General features: G+C 66.5%; 19 protein-coding genes. 5 read left to right on the top strand and 14 right to left on the bottom strand.

The genetic code is table 11. The features are described from left to right. Positions 1 to 74: 74 nt before the first annotated feature. Together BST47_RS23830 and BST47_RS23825 are read left to right on the top strand one after the other, a co-directional pair. Positions 75 to 1124, top strand: a complete 1050-nt coding sequence (locus BST47_RS23830; RefSeq protein WP_234809842.1) for an NAD(P)H-dependent amine dehydrogenase family protein — start codon at positions 75 to 77, stop codon at positions 1122 to 1124. Positions 1125 to 1144: 20 nt separating this feature from the next. Then, positions 1145 to 1630 carry a flavin reductase family protein gene (locus BST47_RS23825; RefSeq protein WP_083128205.1) on the top strand — a complete coding sequence of 162 codons (486 nt, stop codon included), beginning with the start codon at positions 1145 to 1147 and terminating at the stop codon, positions 1628 to 1630. Here BST47_RS23825 and BST47_RS30795 read toward each other — a convergent pair. The 5 genes from BST47_RS30795 to BST47_RS23805 all read right to left on the bottom strand — a co-directional run bounded on the left by BST47_RS30795 (position 1627) and on the right by BST47_RS23805 (position 5761). Continuing rightward, entirely contained in the window at positions 1627 to 1782 is a 156-nt protein-coding gene (locus BST47_RS30795; RefSeq protein WP_165799846.1) for a hypothetical protein, read from the bottom strand. The genes BST47_RS23825 and BST47_RS30795 overlap by 4 nt on opposite strands. A gap of 63 nt (positions 1783 to 1845) precedes the next feature. Next, entirely contained in the window at positions 1846 to 2598 is a 753-nt protein-coding gene (locus BST47_RS23820; protein ID WP_083128145.1) for a succinate dehydrogenase/fumarate reductase iron-sulfur subunit, read from the bottom strand. After that, positions 2598 to 4538: a fumarate reductase/succinate dehydrogenase flavoprotein subunit gene (locus BST47_RS23815; RefSeq protein WP_083128144.1), complete on the bottom strand. Its 1941-nt coding sequence runs from the start codon at positions 4536 to 4538 to the stop codon at positions 2598 to 2600. The genes BST47_RS23820 and BST47_RS23815 overlap by 1 nt, the downstream gene beginning before the upstream one ends. 45 nt (positions 4539 to 4583) lie before the next feature. Continuing rightward, complete coding sequence (locus tag BST47_RS23810) at positions 4584 to 5423, bottom strand: succinate dehydrogenase subunit SdhC (RefSeq protein WP_083128143.1); 840 nt, start codon at positions 5421 to 5423, stop codon at positions 4584 to 4586. A gap of 41 nt (positions 5424 to 5464) precedes the next feature. After that, a complete protein-coding gene (locus BST47_RS23805; RefSeq protein ID WP_083128142.1) occupies positions 5465 to 5761 on the bottom strand; it encodes an Rv0250c family protein in 297 nt (98 codons plus the stop codon). Between the two features lie 109 nt (positions 5762 to 5870). On the opposite strand from BST47_RS23805, the gene BST47_RS23800 reads away from it, so the two are divergent. Further along, the gene (locus BST47_RS23800) at positions 5871 to 6629 is read left to right on the top strand and encodes an isocitrate lyase/PEP mutase family protein (protein WP_083128141.1); all 759 of its coding nucleotides are present in this window, start codon (positions 5871 to 5873) and stop codon (positions 6627 to 6629) included. Positions 6630 to 6694: 65 nt separating this feature from the next. Here the strand turns inward: BST47_RS23800 and BST47_RS23795 are convergent, their stop codons facing one another. Next, positions 6695 to 7102 (bottom strand): Hsp20/alpha crystallin family protein, encoded by a 408-nt coding sequence (locus BST47_RS23795; RefSeq protein ID WP_083128204.1) that lies wholly within the window; start codon positions 7100 to 7102, stop codon positions 6695 to 6697. A gap of 205 nt (positions 7103 to 7307) precedes the next feature. Here BST47_RS23795 and nirB point away from each other — a divergent pair, with 205 nt between their 5' ends. Together nirB and nirD are read left to right on the top strand one after the other, a co-directional pair. Beyond that, on the top strand, positions 7308 to 9860 hold the full coding sequence (gene nirB, locus BST47_RS23790) for a nitrite reductase large subunit NirB (RefSeq protein WP_083128140.1): 2553 nt from the start codon (positions 7308 to 7310) through the stop codon (positions 9858 to 9860). Next, a complete protein-coding gene (gene nirD / locus BST47_RS23785; RefSeq protein WP_083128139.1) occupies positions 9857 to 10201 on the top strand; it encodes a nitrite reductase small subunit NirD in 345 nt (114 codons plus the stop codon). Before nirB ends, nirD begins: the two co-directional genes overlap by 4 nt. 10 nt (positions 10202 to 10211) lie before the next feature. On the opposite strand, the gene BST47_RS23780 is transcribed toward nirD, so the two are convergent. The 8 genes from BST47_RS23780 to BST47_RS23745 form a co-directional block, all read right to left on the bottom strand. Then, on the bottom strand, positions 10212 to 10955 hold the full coding sequence (locus tag BST47_RS23780) for a superoxide dismutase family protein (protein WP_165799845.1): 744 nt from the start codon (positions 10953 to 10955) through the stop codon (positions 10212 to 10214). 73 nt (positions 10956 to 11028) lie between these two features. Continuing rightward, positions 11029 to 11709, bottom strand: coding sequence for a sirohydrochlorin chelatase (locus BST47_RS23775; RefSeq protein ID WP_083128138.1), 681 nt, complete (start codon positions 11707 to 11709; stop codon positions 11029 to 11031). Further along, positions 11709 to 12854, bottom strand: coding sequence for a uroporphyrinogen-III synthase (locus BST47_RS23770; RefSeq protein WP_083128137.1), 1146 nt, complete (start codon positions 12852 to 12854; stop codon positions 11709 to 11711). Before BST47_RS23770 ends, BST47_RS23775 begins: the two co-directional genes overlap by 1 nt. Positions 12855 to 13033: 179 nt before the next feature. After that, positions 13034 to 13603, bottom strand: coding sequence for a GNAT family N-acetyltransferase (locus tag BST47_RS23765; RefSeq protein ID WP_083128202.1), 570 nt, complete (start codon positions 13601 to 13603; stop codon positions 13034 to 13036). A gap of 57 nt (positions 13604 to 13660) precedes the next feature. After that, entirely contained in the window at positions 13661 to 14560 is a 900-nt protein-coding gene (locus BST47_RS23760; protein ID WP_083128136.1) for a 5-oxoprolinase/urea amidolyase family protein, read from the bottom strand. 11 nt (positions 14561 to 14571) lie between these two features. Beyond that, entirely contained in the window at positions 14572 to 15255 is a 684-nt protein-coding gene (locus tag BST47_RS23755) for a 5-oxoprolinase subunit B family protein (RefSeq protein WP_083128135.1), read from the bottom strand. Positions 15256 to 15329: 74 nt separating this feature from the next. Next, positions 15330 to 16034, bottom strand: coding sequence for a queuosine precursor transporter (locus BST47_RS23750; protein ID WP_083128134.1), 705 nt, complete (start codon positions 16032 to 16034; stop codon positions 15330 to 15332). A 12-nt stretch (positions 16035 to 16046) separates the two neighbouring features. Further along, positions 16047 to 16946, bottom strand: coding sequence for an ABC transporter substrate-binding protein (locus tag BST47_RS23745; RefSeq protein WP_083128133.1), 900 nt, complete (start codon positions 16944 to 16946; stop codon positions 16047 to 16049). Positions 16947 to 16991 lie beyond the last annotated feature (45 nt).

Here is a 16991-nt window from a genome sequence, read left to right as displayed (position 1 = left end):
ACTGTGAATCTCGTCACGGGACGGCCCGATAGGGTGGACGCGTGCTTCGAGTCGCGGTATGGGGAACAGGCAATATGGGGGCTACGTCGATCCGGAGCGCGGTGGCGTTTCCCGGGTTGAAACTGACAGGCGTCATCACGTCTTCGCCGGACAAGGCCGGCAAGGATGCAGCCACCTTCGCTAACCTGGATCAGCCGACGGGCGTCACGGCCTCCACTGATGTCGACGCGGTCCTGGCGGCCTGTGACGCGGTGGCGTACATGGCGTCCGGCGACATCCGCCCCGACGAGGCGATCGCCGACATCGAACGGTGTCTGCGCGCCGGTTCGCACGTCGTCACACCGTCGCTCTACTCGCTCTACGACCCGCGCTCGGCGCCGCAGGAGTGGGTCGACCGCCTGAACCAGGCCGCCGAGGAGGGCGGGGCAACCCTGCTCGTCAGCGGTGTCGACCCCGGCTGGGGAAATGATGCGCTGGCGGTCATCGCCGCAGGGTTGTGCACGCGGATCCAGTCGATCCACTGTCAAGAGATCTTCGACTACTCCACCTACAACCAGCCGAATTCTGTGCGGGTGCTTTGTGGTTTTGGGGGCCCCATGGACGAGGTGCCGATGATGCTGCTGCCGTCCATCCCGACCATGGTGTGGGGAGGCAACCTTCGGCTCATCGCGCGCGGGCTCGGCCTGGAACTCGACGAGATCACCGAGGAGATCGAGCGGCGTCCGCTGGAGAAGTCCGTCGACACCGTGATGGGCCGGTTCGACAAGGGCACCCAGGGCGCGTTCTGGCTCAAGGTGATCGGAAAGTCGGGCGGTCGCGAGCGAATCGTCATCGACCACATCACCCGCATCCACGAATCCTGCGCACCTGACTGGCCGTATCCCGACCAGGGAGTGGGCGACCACCGGGTGATCGTGCACGGCGACCCCGAGCTCACCATCACCAGTCGCGCCGACGTGCCAGGTGGCACGCGCGCCGACGGCGGCAACACCACTGCGGCCAACCGGCTGCTCGGCGCGCTGGACTGGTTGTCGACGCAGAAGCCCGGGATCTACGACGGTCTCGACGTACCGATGCAGACAGGCCGTCCCGCTGAGTTGGAAGCCCAGCGCTGGGCCGACTGATACGTGTGAAGATGGAGGCGATGAGCGAAAACGATCTCAGCCCCACATCTTTGCGAGAGGCATTCGGGCATTTCCCGTCCGGTGTCATCGCGATCGCCGCCGAGGTCGACGGTGTCCGGGTGGGTCTGGCGGCGAGCACTTTCGTGCCGGTGTCTCTCGACCCGCCGCTGGTGTCCTTCTGCGTACAGAACTGCTCGGAGACCTGGCCCAAGCTCAAGGACCTGCCCCATCTGGGCATCAGCTTGCTCGGCGAGTCGCACGACGCCGCCGCGCGCGCGCTGGCCGCCAAGACCGGCGACCGGTTCGCCGGCCTGGAAACGCATTCGCGGGAGTCCGGCGCCGTCTTCGTCGGGGGCACCAGCGTGTGGCTGGAGAGCTCGATCGAGCAACTGGTCCCAGCGGGGGACCACACGATCGTCATCTTGGCGGTCCGGTCGATCACGGTGCACGACGACGTGCCACCGATCGTGTTCCACCGCAGCACATTCCGTCGTCTGGGCGCCTAGGGTCGTTCGCCGAGTTCCTGGCGTTTCGCCGCAATTCGTGCTTCGATCTCGTCGGCGTCGCCCGGCCGGTCCTCTTTTCGAGCCAGCTCGGCGCGGGCACTCAGCTCGCGGATAGCGGTGCGAATGTCATTGACGCTTTCGGTCTGTCCCATAGCGCTGCCTTTCGTCGATGATTGGCCGCTCGACTAGAGGCTACCCGCGGGAGCAGTCGTGAATCAGTTCCGCCGGAACAGCTTGCTCCCCAGCCACACCACCGGGTCGTACTTGCGATCGGCCGCGCGCTCCTTGAGCGGGATCAGCGCATTGTCGGTGATCTTGATGTGTTCGGGGCACACCTCGGTGCAGCACTTGGTGATGTTGCAGAAGCCCAGGCCGTTCTCTTCCTGCGCCTGCACCGCACGGTCGGCCCGGGTGTCCAGCGGGTGCATGTCGAGCTCGGTCTGCCGCATCAGATACCGCGGACCCGAGAAGGCCTTCTTGTTCTCCTCGTGGTCGCGCACCACGTGACAGGTGTTCTGGCACAGGAAGCACTCGATGCACTTGCGGAACTCCTGCGACCGGTTCACATCCTCCTGCATCATCCGGTATTCCCCGGGCTGCAGGTCCTTGGGCGGCGTGAACGACGGGATCTCTCTGGCCTTCTCGTAATTGAAGGACACGTCGGTGACGAGGTCGCGGATCACCGGGAAGGCGCGCAGCGGCGTGACGGTGATGGTCTCCGTCTCGGAGAACGTCGACATCCGGGTCATGCACATCAGCCGCGGCCGCCCGTTGATCTCGGCCGAGCAGGACCCGCACTTGCCGGCCTTGCAGTTCCACCGCACGGCCAGATCGCCGGTCTGCGTCTGCTGCAGGCGATGGATGATATCGAGCACCACCTCGCCCTCGTTGACCTCGACGGTGTAGTCCTGCAGGTCGCCGCCGGCTTCGTCGCCGCGCCACACCCTCATCTTCGCTTGGTAGCTCATCAGGCTCTCCTTGCCGAATGGTTGGCGAGTTCCTCGGGCGTGAAGTACTTCTCCAGCTCCTCGACCTCGATGAGCTCGAGAAGGTCCTCGCGCATCGGGACCTGGTCCTCGCGGGTGATGGTGATGTCCGGCACGACCACGTCACCTTCGGCGCGGCACACCAGCAGCGTCTTGCGCCACGCGGCGTCCATGGACGGATGGTCGTCGCGGGTGTGCCCGCCGCGGCTCTCGGTGCGTTCCAGCGCGGCCATCGCGATGCACTCGCTGACGATGAGCATGTTGCGCAGGTCGACGGCAAGATGCCAGCCGGGATTGAAGTGCCGGCCACCCTCGACGCGGATCCGCTTGTAACGCTCCCGCAGCTCCTTGAGCTTCTCGATGGCCTCGGACACCTCGTCGGCCTTGCGGATGATGCCGACCAGGGTGTTCATCGAGTCCTGCAGATCGAGTTGGATGGTGTACGGATTCTCCGCGGCGTCGCCGTTGGACGGACCCTCGAACGGCGCGAGCGCCAGCTTGGCTGCGTCGTCGAGGGCTGTCTCGGACACTGTGGGCCGATCGGAAAGCGCGCGGACGTAGTCGGCGGCGCCCATTCCCGCCCGTCTGCCGAACACCAGCAGGTCCGACAGCGAGTTGCCGCCGAGCCGGTTGGACCCGTGCATGCCGCCGGCGCACTCGCCCGCGGCGAACAAGCCGGGTGTCTTGGCCGCGCCGGTGTCGGGATCGACTTCGACGCCGCCCATCACGTAGTGGCAGGTAGGCCCGACCTCCATGGGCTCCTTGGTGATGTCGACCTCGGCGAGCTCCATGAACTGGTGGTACATCGACGGCAGGCGGCGCTTGATCTCCTCGGCCGGCAGACGCGACGCGATGTCGAGGTAAACCCCGCCGTGTGGGGTGCCGCGGTCTGCCTTGACCTCGGAGTTGATGGCGCGGGCCACCTCGTCGCGCGGGAGCAGGTCAGGGGTGCGTCGCGCGGAGTCGTTGTCCTTGAGCCATTGGTCGGCTTCCTCGATTGACTCGGCGTACTGCCCCTTGAAGACCGGCGGAATGTAATCGAACATGAACCGGTTGCCCTCGGAGTTCTTCAGCACTCCGCCGTCGCCGCGCACGCCCTCGGTGACCAGGATGCCCTTCACACTGGGCGGCCAGACCATGCCGGTCGGGTGGAACTGGACGAACTCCATGTTGATCAGGGTCGCGCCGGCGCGCAGCGCCAACGCGTGCCCGTCGCCGGTGTACTCCCACGAGTTCGACGTCACCTTGTAGGACTTGCCGATGCCGCCGGTGGCCAGCACCACGGCGGGAGTCTCGAAGAGGATGAAGCTGCCGCTCTCCCGCCAATAGCCGAACGCGCCTGCGATCCGTCCGCCTTCCGGGACACCCGGACCCGGGCTGCCGTCTTTGACCAGGTCGGTGATGGTGCATTCGTGGAAGACCTTGATACGGGCCTCGTAGTCGCCGAACTCGGCCTTGTCCTCCTGCTGCAGCGAGACGATCTTCTGCTGCAGGGTGCGGATGATCTCGAGGCCGGTGCGGTCGCCGACGTGGGCCAGTCGCGGGTAGGTGTGGCCGCCGAAGTTGCGCTGGCTGATCCGGCCGTCCTTGGTGCGGTCGAAGAGCGCGCCGTAGGTCTCCAGCTCCCACACGCGGTCCGGCGCCTCCTTGGCGTGCAACTCGGCCATGCGCCAGTTGTTCAAGAATTTCCCGCCACGCATGGTGTCGCGGAAGTGGACCTGCCAGTTGTCCTTGGAGTTCGCGTTGCCCATCGCGGCGGCGCAGCCGCCCTCGGCCATCACGGTGTGCGCTTTACCGAACAACGACTTCGTGACCACCGCGACCCGTAGGCCGCGCTCCCGCGCCTCGATGACAGCACGCAAACCCGCGCCGCCGGCACCGATCACGACCACGTCGTAGGAGTGCCGTTCGACCTCAACCATTGATAATCCTCACTAAGTCGCGAAAAAGGCTGTCAGCCAGCCGCATTAACCGATGAATCTCAGGTCAGAAATAGTGCCGCTGGCAACGAGCATGATGTAGAAGTCGGTCAACATCAGGGTTCCCAGCGTGATCCACGCGTACTGCTTGTGCCGCGTGTTCAGCCTGCTGATCTGAGTCCACATCCAGTACCGGACCGGATGCTTGGAGAAGTGCTTGAGGCGCCCGCCGACGACGTGGCGGCACGAGTGGCAGGACAGCGTGTACACCCACAGCATCACGACGTTGACGACGAGAATGATGTTGCCCAAACCGAATCCGAAGCCGGACGGCGACTGGAAGGCGATGATCGCGTCGTAGGTGTTGATCACCGAGATGATGCCGGCAATGTAGAAGAAGTACCGGTGCGTGTTCTGGATGATCAGCGGAAAGCGGGTTTCGCCGGTGTATTTCGCGTGGGGTTCGGCAACCGCACACGCCGTCGGCGCCTGCCACACGGTGCGGTAGTAGGCACCGCGGTAGTAGTAGCACGTCAACCGGAACAGCAGCAGGAACGGCAGCGTGACCGCGGCGTAGGGCAGCCACCAGACGTCGGGGAGGAACTGGCCGAAGTGACTGGCCTCGGGGATGCATCCGGACTGCGTTGCCTCGTTCCACTTCACCACGCACGGTGAGTAGAACGGCGTGAGGTAGTGGTACTCGGCGACGTAATAGTTGTTCTGCAGGAAGGCCCGCACCGTCGCGTAGATCACGAACGCGGCGAAGCCCAGGTCGATGATCAACGGCGATTGCCACCATCGGTCGGTACGCAAGGTGCGCTGCTCGATCTGGGCACGGCCCGGCGAGAAGACGCCGGTCGCCTTGCGGTCGGCGGTTGGTGCGCTCACTGTTGCCTTTCGGTGTTGATGTGTCCCGGTAGGTCCCGCGCCTAGCGCGTTCCGCCGAGACCCTCGTCGTCGACACCACGCCAGAAGTCGCTGTCGTACGCGGTGTCCGGGATCGAGATTTTTTCGCCGGCGTGGTGGTGTTGCACCACGCCGCGGGCAAGCTCCAGTTCCTCGGCGTCAATGTCGAGACGATCGATGTCGTTGAGGATCCGCTCGGCGTCGTTGACGATCCGACGCGTCGCTGGGCTGTCGCCATACCTCGACGCCAACGATGTGACACACCGCCGCAGGCTTCCGATTAGCTCGTGCAGTTCGGCAAGTTCGGTAGTGCTGGACAATTGACCTCCTTGGGCTGAAGGGTGTCAGGCATCACGTTACGACACCTGACGTTATTCACATCATGCAGTACCCAGTGAGACAGATCACGTCTGAAGCGGAGGTTTCCCCATGCCCGACCGGGTTCTGAACGAGCGCGCCGACTCCCTGCTGGCCTTACACCAACCGGGCAACCCGGTAGTCCTGCCGACCGTGTGGGACGCCTGGTCGGCCAAGCTGGCGGTCGACGCAGGGTTTGCCGCGCTCACGATCGGCAGCCATCCGATGGCCGACTCCATCGGCAAGGAGGACGGTGAGGTGATGTCGTTCGACGACGTCGTGACGCGGGTGGCCCAGATCACCGCAGCGGTCGACGTGCCGATCTCGGTCGATATCGAGTCCGGATACGGAGAATCGCCGAGCCGGCTCATCAACGGGTTGCTGGAGGCGGGCGCGGTCGGACTGAACATCGAGGACACCGTCCACAAGGAGGGCAAGCGACTACGGTCGTCCGGCGAGCATGCCGAGTTGGTCGGTGCGCTGCGTAAGGCCGCTGACGATGCGGGTGTGCATGTGGTCCTGAATGCGCGCACGGACCTGTTCCTGCGCCAGGACGGCGACGAGTCCGACCGCGTGCAGAGAGCGATCGCGCGGCTCACCGAGGCCGCGGCCGCGGGTGCCGACTCGTTGTATCCGGTTGGGCGCCACGATCCGGAGACGATGCGGCGGTTGACGTCTGAGCTTCCGTTGCCGGTCAATGCGATCGCGCTGCCGGAGGCGGACGACCCCGCCTCGTTCGGGCCGCTCGGTGTCGGCCGGATCAGCTTCGGCCCGTTCCTGCAGCGCGCGTTGTCGGTCCACGCCAACGAGATGCTGCAGCGCTGGGCCTAGCACATCGCCGACGACAGAGCCGGTGAAACCCAAAGGGCTGCACCGGCTCTGGTGTCAGTCGAGAGCTATTTGCTTTCGATTGCGATGCGCTGGGCTTGGGCGCCCCGGTGAGCGCCGGCGACCCGTACCGTGAGCACACCCGCATCGTAGGACGCTGAGATCGCGTCCGTGGCGGCGTGCGCAGGCAGCTTGAACGACCTACGGAACGAGCCGTAGCGCACCTCGCGCAGGGTGCGGCCGTCCTCCTCGTCTGCGCGCTCGTCGCGCCGCTCGCCGCGGATCACCAGATGGCCGCGATCGACCTCGACGGTGACGTCCTTGTCGACATCGACGCCCGGCAGTTCCACGCGTACGACCGCGTCCTCACCGTCCCGCACGATTTCGGCGGCGGGCGTGAAACCGTCCAAAACACCGTCCTTCACCCAGCGGTCGATGTCCCATGTCGGCCGCGACCACAGCGTCACTCTGCTCATCGTGTTCCTCTCCTCGCTTGTCGTGACCGGCACCACGCCGGTCCGCTACTTCCTTTAACTTGAGTCGACCCCGCTCATGTTCCAGCGTGGCATTCGCTGTCAGCGAAGCCCGCTCACATCGGGCTGTCAGCGGCGGTGAGCACACCGTGATGGCCGCTTCACACAAGGCGACATGGCGGCAATATCGGCTGCCTAGCCTCACCGCATGTCTTCAAAAAACGTCGTGGTCATCGGCCACGGCATGGTCGGCCACCGGTTCGTCGAGGCGTTGCGTTCGCGCGACAGCGCCGGTGAATGGCGGGTGACGGTGCTCGCCGAGGAGGCGGACGCCGCCTACGACCGCGTCGGGCTGACCGGATACACCGAACACTGGGATCGCGCGCTGCTGGCCCTGCCCGGCAATACCTATCCCGACGACGATCTGGTTGAGACTCGGCTGGGCAGCCGGGTGACGGCCATCGACCGGGATGCCAAGTCGGTGCTGACGGCGGATGGCGGGCGGGTGCACTACGACGCGCTCGTGCTGGCCACCGGTTCCTATGCGTTCGTTCCCCCGGTGCCCGGACGCGACCTGCCGGCCTGCCACGTGTACCGGACCCTCGACGACCTCGATGCGATCCGAGACAGCGCACTGCGTACGAAGGACGCGGGCGCCCCGGTCGGAGTGGTCATCGGTGGAGGCCTGCTGGGTCTTGAGGCCGCCAACGCGTTGCGCTCTTTCGGGCTGCACGCGCACGTCGTCGAGATGGCGCCGCGCCTGATGGCGCAACAGCTCGACGAAGCGGGTGGAGCACTCCTTGGCCGGATGATCAGCGACCTCGGCATCACCGTGCACACCGGCGTCGGTACCGCCAGTATCGCTCCGGCACAACGAAACCGACCGGTGCGCGGTTCTGCCGACAATGACTCGATGCGGGTCACGCTGAGTGACGAGTCGTTCATCGACGCCGGCGTGATCGTCTTCGCCGCCGGTGTGCGGCCCCGGGACGAGCTGGCCCGCGATGCGGGCCTGGCGACCGCCGAACGTGGCGGTGTCCTGACCGACCTGTCCTGCGCGACAGACGATCCGAACATCTACGCGATCGGCGAGGTCGCGGCCATCAACGGCCGCTGCTACGGCCTGGTGGGTCCGGGCTACACCAGCGCCGAGGTGGCGGCCGACCGGCTTCTCGGTGGCGGCGCGGAATTCGGCGAGGCGGACATGTCGACCAAGCTCAAGCTGCTCGGGGTCGACGTCGCCAGCTTCGGCGATGCGATGGGTGTCACCCCGGACTGTCTCGAGGTGGCGATCAACGACGCCGTCAACCAGACCTACGCCAAGCTGGTGCTCTCCGACGATGCGAAGACGCTGCTCGGCGGCATCCTCGTCGGGGACGCGTCGGCGTACGGCGTGCTGCGACCGATGGTGGGCGAAGAACTGCCCGGCGACGCGCTCGCGCTGATCGCGCCGGCCGGACCAGAAGGTGAGGCGGGCGGCTCTCTCGGCGTCGGCGCACTACCGGCCGCCGCGCAGATCTGCTCATGCAACAACGTCACGAAGGGCGATCTCACCGCGGCGATCGCGGGCGGCTGCTGTGATGTGCCCGAGCTGAAGAAGTGCACGCTCGCCGGGACGTCCTGCGGTTCGTGCGTCCCCTTGCTGAAGCAGTTGTTGGAGGCCGAGGGCGTCGAACAGTCCAAGGCGCTGTGCGAACACTTCAGCCATTCGCGCGCAGAACTTTTCGAGATCGTCACCGCCACATCGATTCGGACGTTCTCGGCGCTGATCGAACGCTTCGGCACCGGTAGGGGCTGCGACATCTGCAAGCCCGTGGTCGCCTCCATCTTGGCGTCCACGAGCTCGGACCACATCCTCGACGGTGAGCAGGCCTCGTTGCAGGACTCCAACGACCACTTCCTGGCCAACATCCAGCGCAACGGCAGCTATTCGATCGTGCCGCGATCGCCGGGTGGTGAGATCACGCCCGAACAGCTCATCCTGATCGGCGAGATCGCCCGCGATTTCAACCTTTACACCAAGATCACCGGCGGACAGCGCATCGACATGTTCGGTGCCCGGGTCGATCAGCTCCCCGAGATCTGGCGGCGGCTCGTCGACGGCGGCATGGAATCGGGCCACGCCTACGGCAAGGCGTTGCGCACGGTGAAGAGTTGTGTCGGCAGCACCTGGTGCCGATACGGCCAGCAGGACTCGGTCGACATGGCGGTCGAGATCGAAAAGCGCTACCGCGGCCTGCGTGCACCACACAAGATCAAGATGGCGGTGTCGGGTTGTGCGCGCGAATGCGCGGAAGCCCAGAGCAAGGACGTCGGCGTCATCGCGACCGAGAACGGCTGGAACCTCTACGTCTGCGGAAACGGCGGCATGTCGCCGAGGCACGCGCAGTTGCTCGCGAGCGACATCGACGACGAGACGTTGATCCGCTACATCGACCGATTCCTCATGTTCTACATCCGCACCGCCGACCGACTGCAGCGCACCGCACCGTGGTTGGAGGCGCTGGACGGCGGGCTGGACCATCTACGTGACGTCGTGTGCGACGACTCGCTCGGCTTGGCCGCCGAGTTCGAAGAGGCCATCGCCCGCCACGTCGAGGGCTACTCGTGCGAGTGGAAGGGTGTGCTCGAGGACCCCAACAAGCTGTCGCGCTTCGTTTCGTTCGTCAACGCCCCCGAGGTCGCGGATCCGACGATCGAATTCACCGAACAGTCTGGGCGCATCGTGCCCATCGGAATGCCAAAGGTACCCCAAAGATGAGCCTTCTCAATGACATCGAGGTATGGACCGCCGCCTGCCCGTACGACTACCTGATCCCCAACCGCGGCGTGGGCGTGCTGCTGGCCGACGGTACGCAGGTGGCGCTGTTCCGGCTCGACGACGGCACCCTGCACGCGGTCGGCAACATCGACCCGTTCTCCGGCGCCGCGGTGATCTCACGCGGGATCGTCGGTGACCGCGGCGGGCGCGCAACCGTGCAGTCGCCGATCAAGAAGCAGGCGTTCGGCCTCGACGACGGAGTCTGTCTCGACGATGCGAACATCGCGCTGCCGGTCTACCCGACGCGCATCGTGGACGGGAACGTACAGATCGGCTCCTGATCCGGACGGATCAGCCGCCGCCAGGGCCGGGCAGCGGGGGCACGGTGATGTCCGGGATGGTCGGAGGCTGGATCACCGTAACGGTGCTGGTGCTCGTGCCGGGGACGACGCTGGTGGTGGACTCGGCGGGGGCCGGAGTTGTCGTCTCGGTGACGGTGGCGGGTGGAACCGCGGGCGACGCAGTCGTGGTGACGGTCGAGGTCGAGGTCGAGACGGATGTACTGGTGGTGCTCGCCGGGCTGAGTACGCCGCAGGCGATGCGCTGGTCGGAGGTGGCGTCCTGATGAAGCAGGATCGCCGAGCCGTCGGGACCCTTGAGTTGATCCTCGGTGAAGCCGTCACTGGTGGCGACGAGTTTGCCGGCGCCGTCCGAGCGCACGAGCAGAGGCGGAAGATCTCCGCTCGCGGGCTCGCCGGTACGCCCGGGCGCCTGGAAGTGGCCGCCCGCCGAAGTGAAATCGCCGTCGCACGTGCCGACCGCATGGATGTGCAGGCCGTGCAAGCCGGGCGAGAGGATGCCGGTTCCGACGGTCTCGACGGTCACTGTGGCGTATCCGCTGGTGAAGTCGATCGTCGCATCGGCGACGGGTTCGCCGTCGGTCGTCTTCAGCTGGGTGGTCAGCGTCTGTGCGCCGGACGCCGAACCGGATGTGGTCGTCGTCGATGCGTTGTCGGAGGACTCGTTCGCGCAGCCGCTCAAAATGGTTACGGGCGCGGCGAATAAAGCGATGGCGGCGGTGGCATGCTTGATCATGAGGCGCACGTACCCGTGAAGCGGTGGCGACAAACCCAGGGTCCGTTGGCTTCTTCCGAAGGCAAAGACCCCGCTATGCCGCGACCGGTAACCGGGCGCGCCGGAACCTGCTTGCGATCAACCGCACCGTCGCCGGATGGTTGCCCAACGGATCGGTGACGGCATCGGCGCCACTGTCACGGAGCCGATCCTGAAAGAGTCCGTCCGCCAACAGGTATGACGCCACCACCACGCGCCTGGCGCCGCGACCGCGCAGCTCGGCCACCGCCTCGGCGACGGGCGGATCACCGGTTGCGGCGAACGCCAACTCGACCCGTGAGCTCGTCAGCGCCGATACCCATGCCGCCATCTTGTGCAGATCGCTGCGGGCCGCCGGATCCGACGTTCCCGCCGCGGCCAGGATCACCGAGTCCCCTGGACTCCAGTCGCTTTCGATGAGGCGGTCGGCAAGGACCCGCGCGATCTCCGGGCTGGGCCCTAGCGCATCGGCGACGGTGACATCGCCGTGTCCGCTCGCCGCGACATGTGCCGGGATGTCGGTGTTGACGTGGTAGCCCCGCGACAGGAACGCCGGCACGACGACGGCCGGCCCCGCGAGTCCACGAAGGACATCGGCGGGCGTAGGGCCGAGCACGTCGACGAAGGCCACGTGAACCGGGGATCCCAACGCGGCCGTCACCCGATCCGCGAGCGAACCGATCATCTCCACACCGGTGCGCTTACGAGTGCCGTGCGCGACGAGGACGTGTCTCATCATGCGTGCACCAAGTCCTCGTCGACGGCCAGCCGGTACCCCCGCTTGACCACCGTCGACACGATGTTCTTGTCCCCCAGGGCAGTTCGGAGCCGCAGCACCGCCGTCTCCACGGCGTGGGTGTCCGTGCCGCTGCCCGGCAGTACGGACAGCAGCGCGTGGCGAGACACCACCGCTCCGGGTCGATGCGCGAGTGCCCGGATCGTCGCCATCCCGGCCGGTGAAACCGCCTTGACCTCGCCGTCGACGAGGACGCAGGTGCCTCGGATCTCGAGCACATGGCCGGCCACTCGGGTGGTGCGCGCGCACAGCAGCGGGAGTTCGTCGGTGATGTGGCGGGCCAACGCGCCCAACCGCATTCGCTCCGGTGCCGATGTAGGCACACCGAGACGGACCAGCGGCCGCGCCGTCACGGGCCCGACGCACATCGCGTGCACATTGGTGCGCAGCGCGGCGAGCAGCCGATCCTCGATCCCCAACTCCGTCGCACGCATGAGCACCGACGCGACCGCCGGTGCCGAGGTGAAACTCACCGCGTCGAACTTCTCGTCCGCGATGCCCATCACCAATTGATCGAATTCACCGTTGCGCGGTGCGGGATGCCAGCGGTAGACCCGAATCGGCACCACCTGCGCACCGGCGGCGCGCAGTTCGTCGAGGAACTCCGGAAACGGATCCCAGTCGTCGGTGGCGCCGTGTAGTTGCACCGCGATGCGTTTCCCGGCGATGCCGCCCTCGACGAGGTAGTGCAACACCTCTCGCGACGATTCCGACTCGGGGGACCACTCCTCGGGCAGCCCCGCGGCGCGCAGTGCGCCCGTCGCCTTGGGCCCGCGCGACACGATGCGGGCCTTCCCGAGAGCGGCGGTCAGCTCGTTGGCCAGACCCCAGCCGTCGGCCGCCGCGATCCAACCGCGGAATCCGATGCCGGTGGTGGCGATCACGATGTCGGGCGGTGCATCGATCAGTGCCTCGGTGTGTGAGCGCAGCGCCTCATCGTCGGGCAGCGGCACCATCGTGATCGCGGCCGCGCTGGTGACACTGGCGCCGCGGCGTTCCAGTAGCGTGCCAAGCTCTTCGGCACGCCGAGCGGAGGTCACCGCCACCCGAAACCCGGTGAGCGGTGCCCAGTCAGGCTCACTCATGGGACCTGTCTATTCAGCTCATGTTTCCAGGCGATTACTTTGCCGTTGCCTGGACGTGTCAGGGCTCGTCGGCAACGCATAAGGCCAGGTTAGAAAGGCTTTATTGCCCAGCAATGCGTCGTGGTGACCCCGCCGTGAAATTACGCTCACGCCGGGGGAGGTGGGCGTGTGAGCCGCGGCTACCAGACGTCGCCGTCGCGCCAATCACAGGTGATCTCAGCGGTGAGGTCCAGTTCACCGCCGTCAGGCAGGGCGATAGGCAAGACGAACACGCAGCCGTCGTCGTCCGGGGTTCGCGTCACTCCGGCGGGCCCCAGTACCGACGTCGGGCCCTGCCATGGCAGCCAACCGCGGGCCGGATAGATCCGTCTGCCCGCCGCCGACGCGCTCAGGGCGCCGAGGTGATACGCGCCGCGCAGCACCTGTTCGGCGGCATTCATGACGGCGCTGGCAAGGCCCTGGCCCCGCCGGTCCTCGCGCACCGCGACACCCTCGACGTAGCCGCATCGCAACGCGGTACCGCGGTACAGCAGCCGCCGCTGCACCACCGCCGCGTGCGCGATCAACGCGCCGTGATCGAAGATCAACGCGTGCATACCGCCCAGCGAATGCTCCCAGTCGGCGTCGGTGAACTCGCCGCCGAACGCGTCGGTGAGCATTCGGCGCGCGTCCTCACGGGTCTCGTTGTCGAGATCGGAGGTGTGGATCAGGCGGGCGCAGTGCACGCGAGGAAACGGGTCCTCGCGCAGGTGAGCGACGCTCGAGCTGTGCGCGTGCACACTGCCGTTCTACCAGCCGCGAGCGTCCTATGGGCTGCCTTCGAATGGCTGACGCGGTCGCGACCAGTGCATGCGCACCGTCTGCCCAGGCCGAATTTGCGCCACCCTGTCCATGTCGTCGTCGGCTACCACGCCGATCACCGGATATCCGCCGGTGACAGGATGGTCCGGGCCCAAGATCACCGGAAAACCGTTCGGCGGCACCTGAATTGCTCCGCGCGTCGCTCCCTCGCTGGGCAGCTGGCGATCGGGCCACCGATATTCCAGCGGCATACCGACCAGCCGCATCCCCACGCGGTCGCTCTTGTTGGTGGCCTGCCAGTTGGTGCGGATCAGCACATCGGGGTCGACGAACCAGTCGTCGCGCGGGCCCGGCACGACCATCAGCTCCAGCACGTCATCCTCGATGGCGGCCACCGGTGCCTGATCCAGCTCGGGGAACTCGTCGCTGTGCTCGCCGATGGGCAGGACGTCACCCGGCGCGAGTGGCAGCGGCCCGATGGCCGACATCACGTCGTACGAGCGGGAGCCGAGCACGGGGTCGACGTCGATGCCGCCGCGGACGGCCAGATAGGTCCGCAGCCCCGAGTGCGGTGCGCCGAGCGTGATCACCTCGCCGTCGCGCGCGTAGTGGATGCTGTTCGTGCCGAAGGGAACTCCGTTGACGGACGGGTCGGTGTCGGCTCCGGTGACCGCGATGGCGACGCCCTTCTTGTCCCCGCCGCGCACCCGGGCCGTCAGCCCGCCGAACGTCACCTCGATGGTGGCCAGCTCTCCCGGATTGGCCACCAGCCGGTTCGCCAGGGTGTGGGAGCGGCGATCGGCGGCACCGGACCTGCTCACGCCCATATGCGCCAGACCCGGCCGGCCCAGGTCTTCGATCAGCGACAGCGGACCAGAACGCAGGATCTCCAGTGTGGCGCCCATGACTCGGCCTCCTAACCAACCGCTCGAAACTGCACCCACATGCCCGGCATCAGCAGCGCGGGCGGATCACGGTCGACATCCCACAGCGCCGCCTGACCGTCGGCGGTGCGTCCGATCAGCTGCCAGCCGCCAGGAGACTCGCGGGGATAAACACCGCTGAACTCGCCGGCGAGACCGACCGCCCCGACCGGCACCTTGGTGCGCGGCTCATCCCGCCGGGGAACCTCGAGTCGCGCGTCCCCCCCGATCAGATATGCGAAACCCGGTGCGAAGCCACCGAATCCGACGCGCCACAGTGTGTCTGTGTGCGCCGCGACGACCTGGTCGGCGGTCAAGCCGGTGAGCCGCGCGACTTCGTCCAGATCGGGACCGTCGTAGATGACGTCGATCTGAACGTCGGCCCGAACACCGGCAGCCGCGGCCGACTCCGACGCGGCCGCGACATCCAGCTTGCCCAGTCGCTGCCGGGTGGGGCCCTGATACCGCGTACCGGCCAGCTTGATCAGCACGGTGCGGGAGGCAGGAACGATGTCGAGCACACCCGGCAGGTCGGCGGCCCGGATCGCCGCTGACCACGCCAGCACCTCGTCGGTCCCTCCGAATTCCAGCAGCAGGGCCCGATCCCCGTAGTCGCGGATCTTGGCGGGACCCGCACCCGTCGCGTTGGCGTCCATGAGATCCACTGTCACGCTCATGGACCCAAATTACCCGCGAGTAGCAACTGCTATGCGCGCTCTATGAGCCTTGCCAGAGGAGCCTTAACGAAGCCTCACACGGCGGGCCGATACGTCGGCTCGCGGCGCTTGATGTGCGCGATCACCCGGTAGGTGATGGGCAGCACGAGGATCTCGACGACGGTCTTGTACACCCAGCCCAACGCTACGTAGGTCAGGAAGTCGCCCCATGTGCTGATGCCGATCGCGCCCGCGGCGATCGTGCAGAAGACGACGGTGTCAGCGAATTCGCCGACGACCGTCGACCCGATCAAACGGGCCCACAGGTGTTTCTCCTTGGTCCGTTCCTTGATCTTGACGACGACCCACGCGTTGAGCGTCTGCCCGACGATGAAGCCCGCGAGCCCGGCGATGATCAACTGCGTGAACGGCTTGACCACGGCCTCGAACGCCGCCTGGTTGGTGTAGAAGTCAGCCGCGGGCAGGTAGGCGGTGAGCCAGAACGTGAACGCGGCGATGGCCTCCATGACGAAGGCGATGTAGATGGCCCTGCGGGTGGCCCGGAAGCCGTACACCTCGGACAACACGTCGCCGATCACGTACGTCAGCGGGAATACGATGAACCCGCCGTCGGTGATCAGTGACCAGTCGCCGATGATCGGTCCGAATGCGATGCCCTTGGTGGCGGACACATTCGAGATCAGAACCAGGCCGGTGAAGATCGCGACCAGCGCCGGATAGTAGGCCGAGCCCGTGAGCGCGAAACCCCGGTGTTCGGACTCGGTGCTGGTGGCAGTCACCCGAACATCTTGTCAGGCGATCGCGCGGGCGATGAGCGCCGGCAACTGGTCGGCCACCACCGGATACGACAGCGGTGAGGCGAAGGCGATGGCGCCCGCGAGTTCCTTGCCGGTGAACACGTTGCGCCGTCGACTGATCGCCGGATCGGCGAGCAGCGCGGCCTGCTGTTCGTCGCTTTCCGTCGTCCAGATCAGGACGTCGGCCGAATCGATGTTCTCGGCGACGGCACAGCCCATCTTCGTGAGGAATTCGCTGCGCCAATCGGGTGACATCACCGTGGGACCGTCTGGACCCAGGGTGCCTTCCAGCAGCAGGACCTTCTTGCCGGCGAATTGCGCGTTGTTGCTGCCCGCGGCGGCGAAGCGCTCATCGACGGCGGTGATGAGTGCCTGCATCTGGTCGTGTTTGAACACCGCCTGGCCGATGGTCGTGGCCTGAATCTTCCACGGCTCGAAGAACGCGTCCTCACCGGACTGCGCGATGGTGGGGGCGATGGCCGCCAGCTTTTCGTAGGTGTCCTTGTCAAGGCCGGCATTGGTGGCGACGATCAGGTCGGGCCGCAACGCCGCGATCTGATCGACCGCGACGCCGTCGACGAGGTTGAGCACCGCAGGCTGTGTCCCGCCGAGTTTTTGCTGGGCCCAAGGCCATACGCCAAACGGTTCGCCGCCGAACCAGTCCGTCACCGCGATCGGTATCACCCCGACGGCGAGGAGGTCGTCCTGTTCGGTGAGACCTGCGCTCACCACGCGCATGGGCGGTGCAAGGACCTTGGTCTCACCGAACACGTGCTTCACGGTGACGGACCCGTCGTCGGCGACCTCGCCCGGCTTCGAGCCGCACGCGGCCACCAAAGCCGCCGCCCCGGCGGTCATCGCCAGGAAACTCCGCCGGGACAACGAAGCAGGCACCCGGCGAGAGTAGCTAACTCATCTGAAAACTGCCGAACATCCCGG

This window comes from Mycolicibacterium tusciae (assembly GCF_002086795.1).
Lineage (GTDB): Bacteria > Actinomycetota > Actinomycetes > Mycobacteriales > Mycobacteriaceae > Mycobacterium > Mycobacterium tusciae.
Note: the sequence above shows the minus strand (reverse complement) of the source record. Positions and strands in the feature narration are given on the sequence as shown.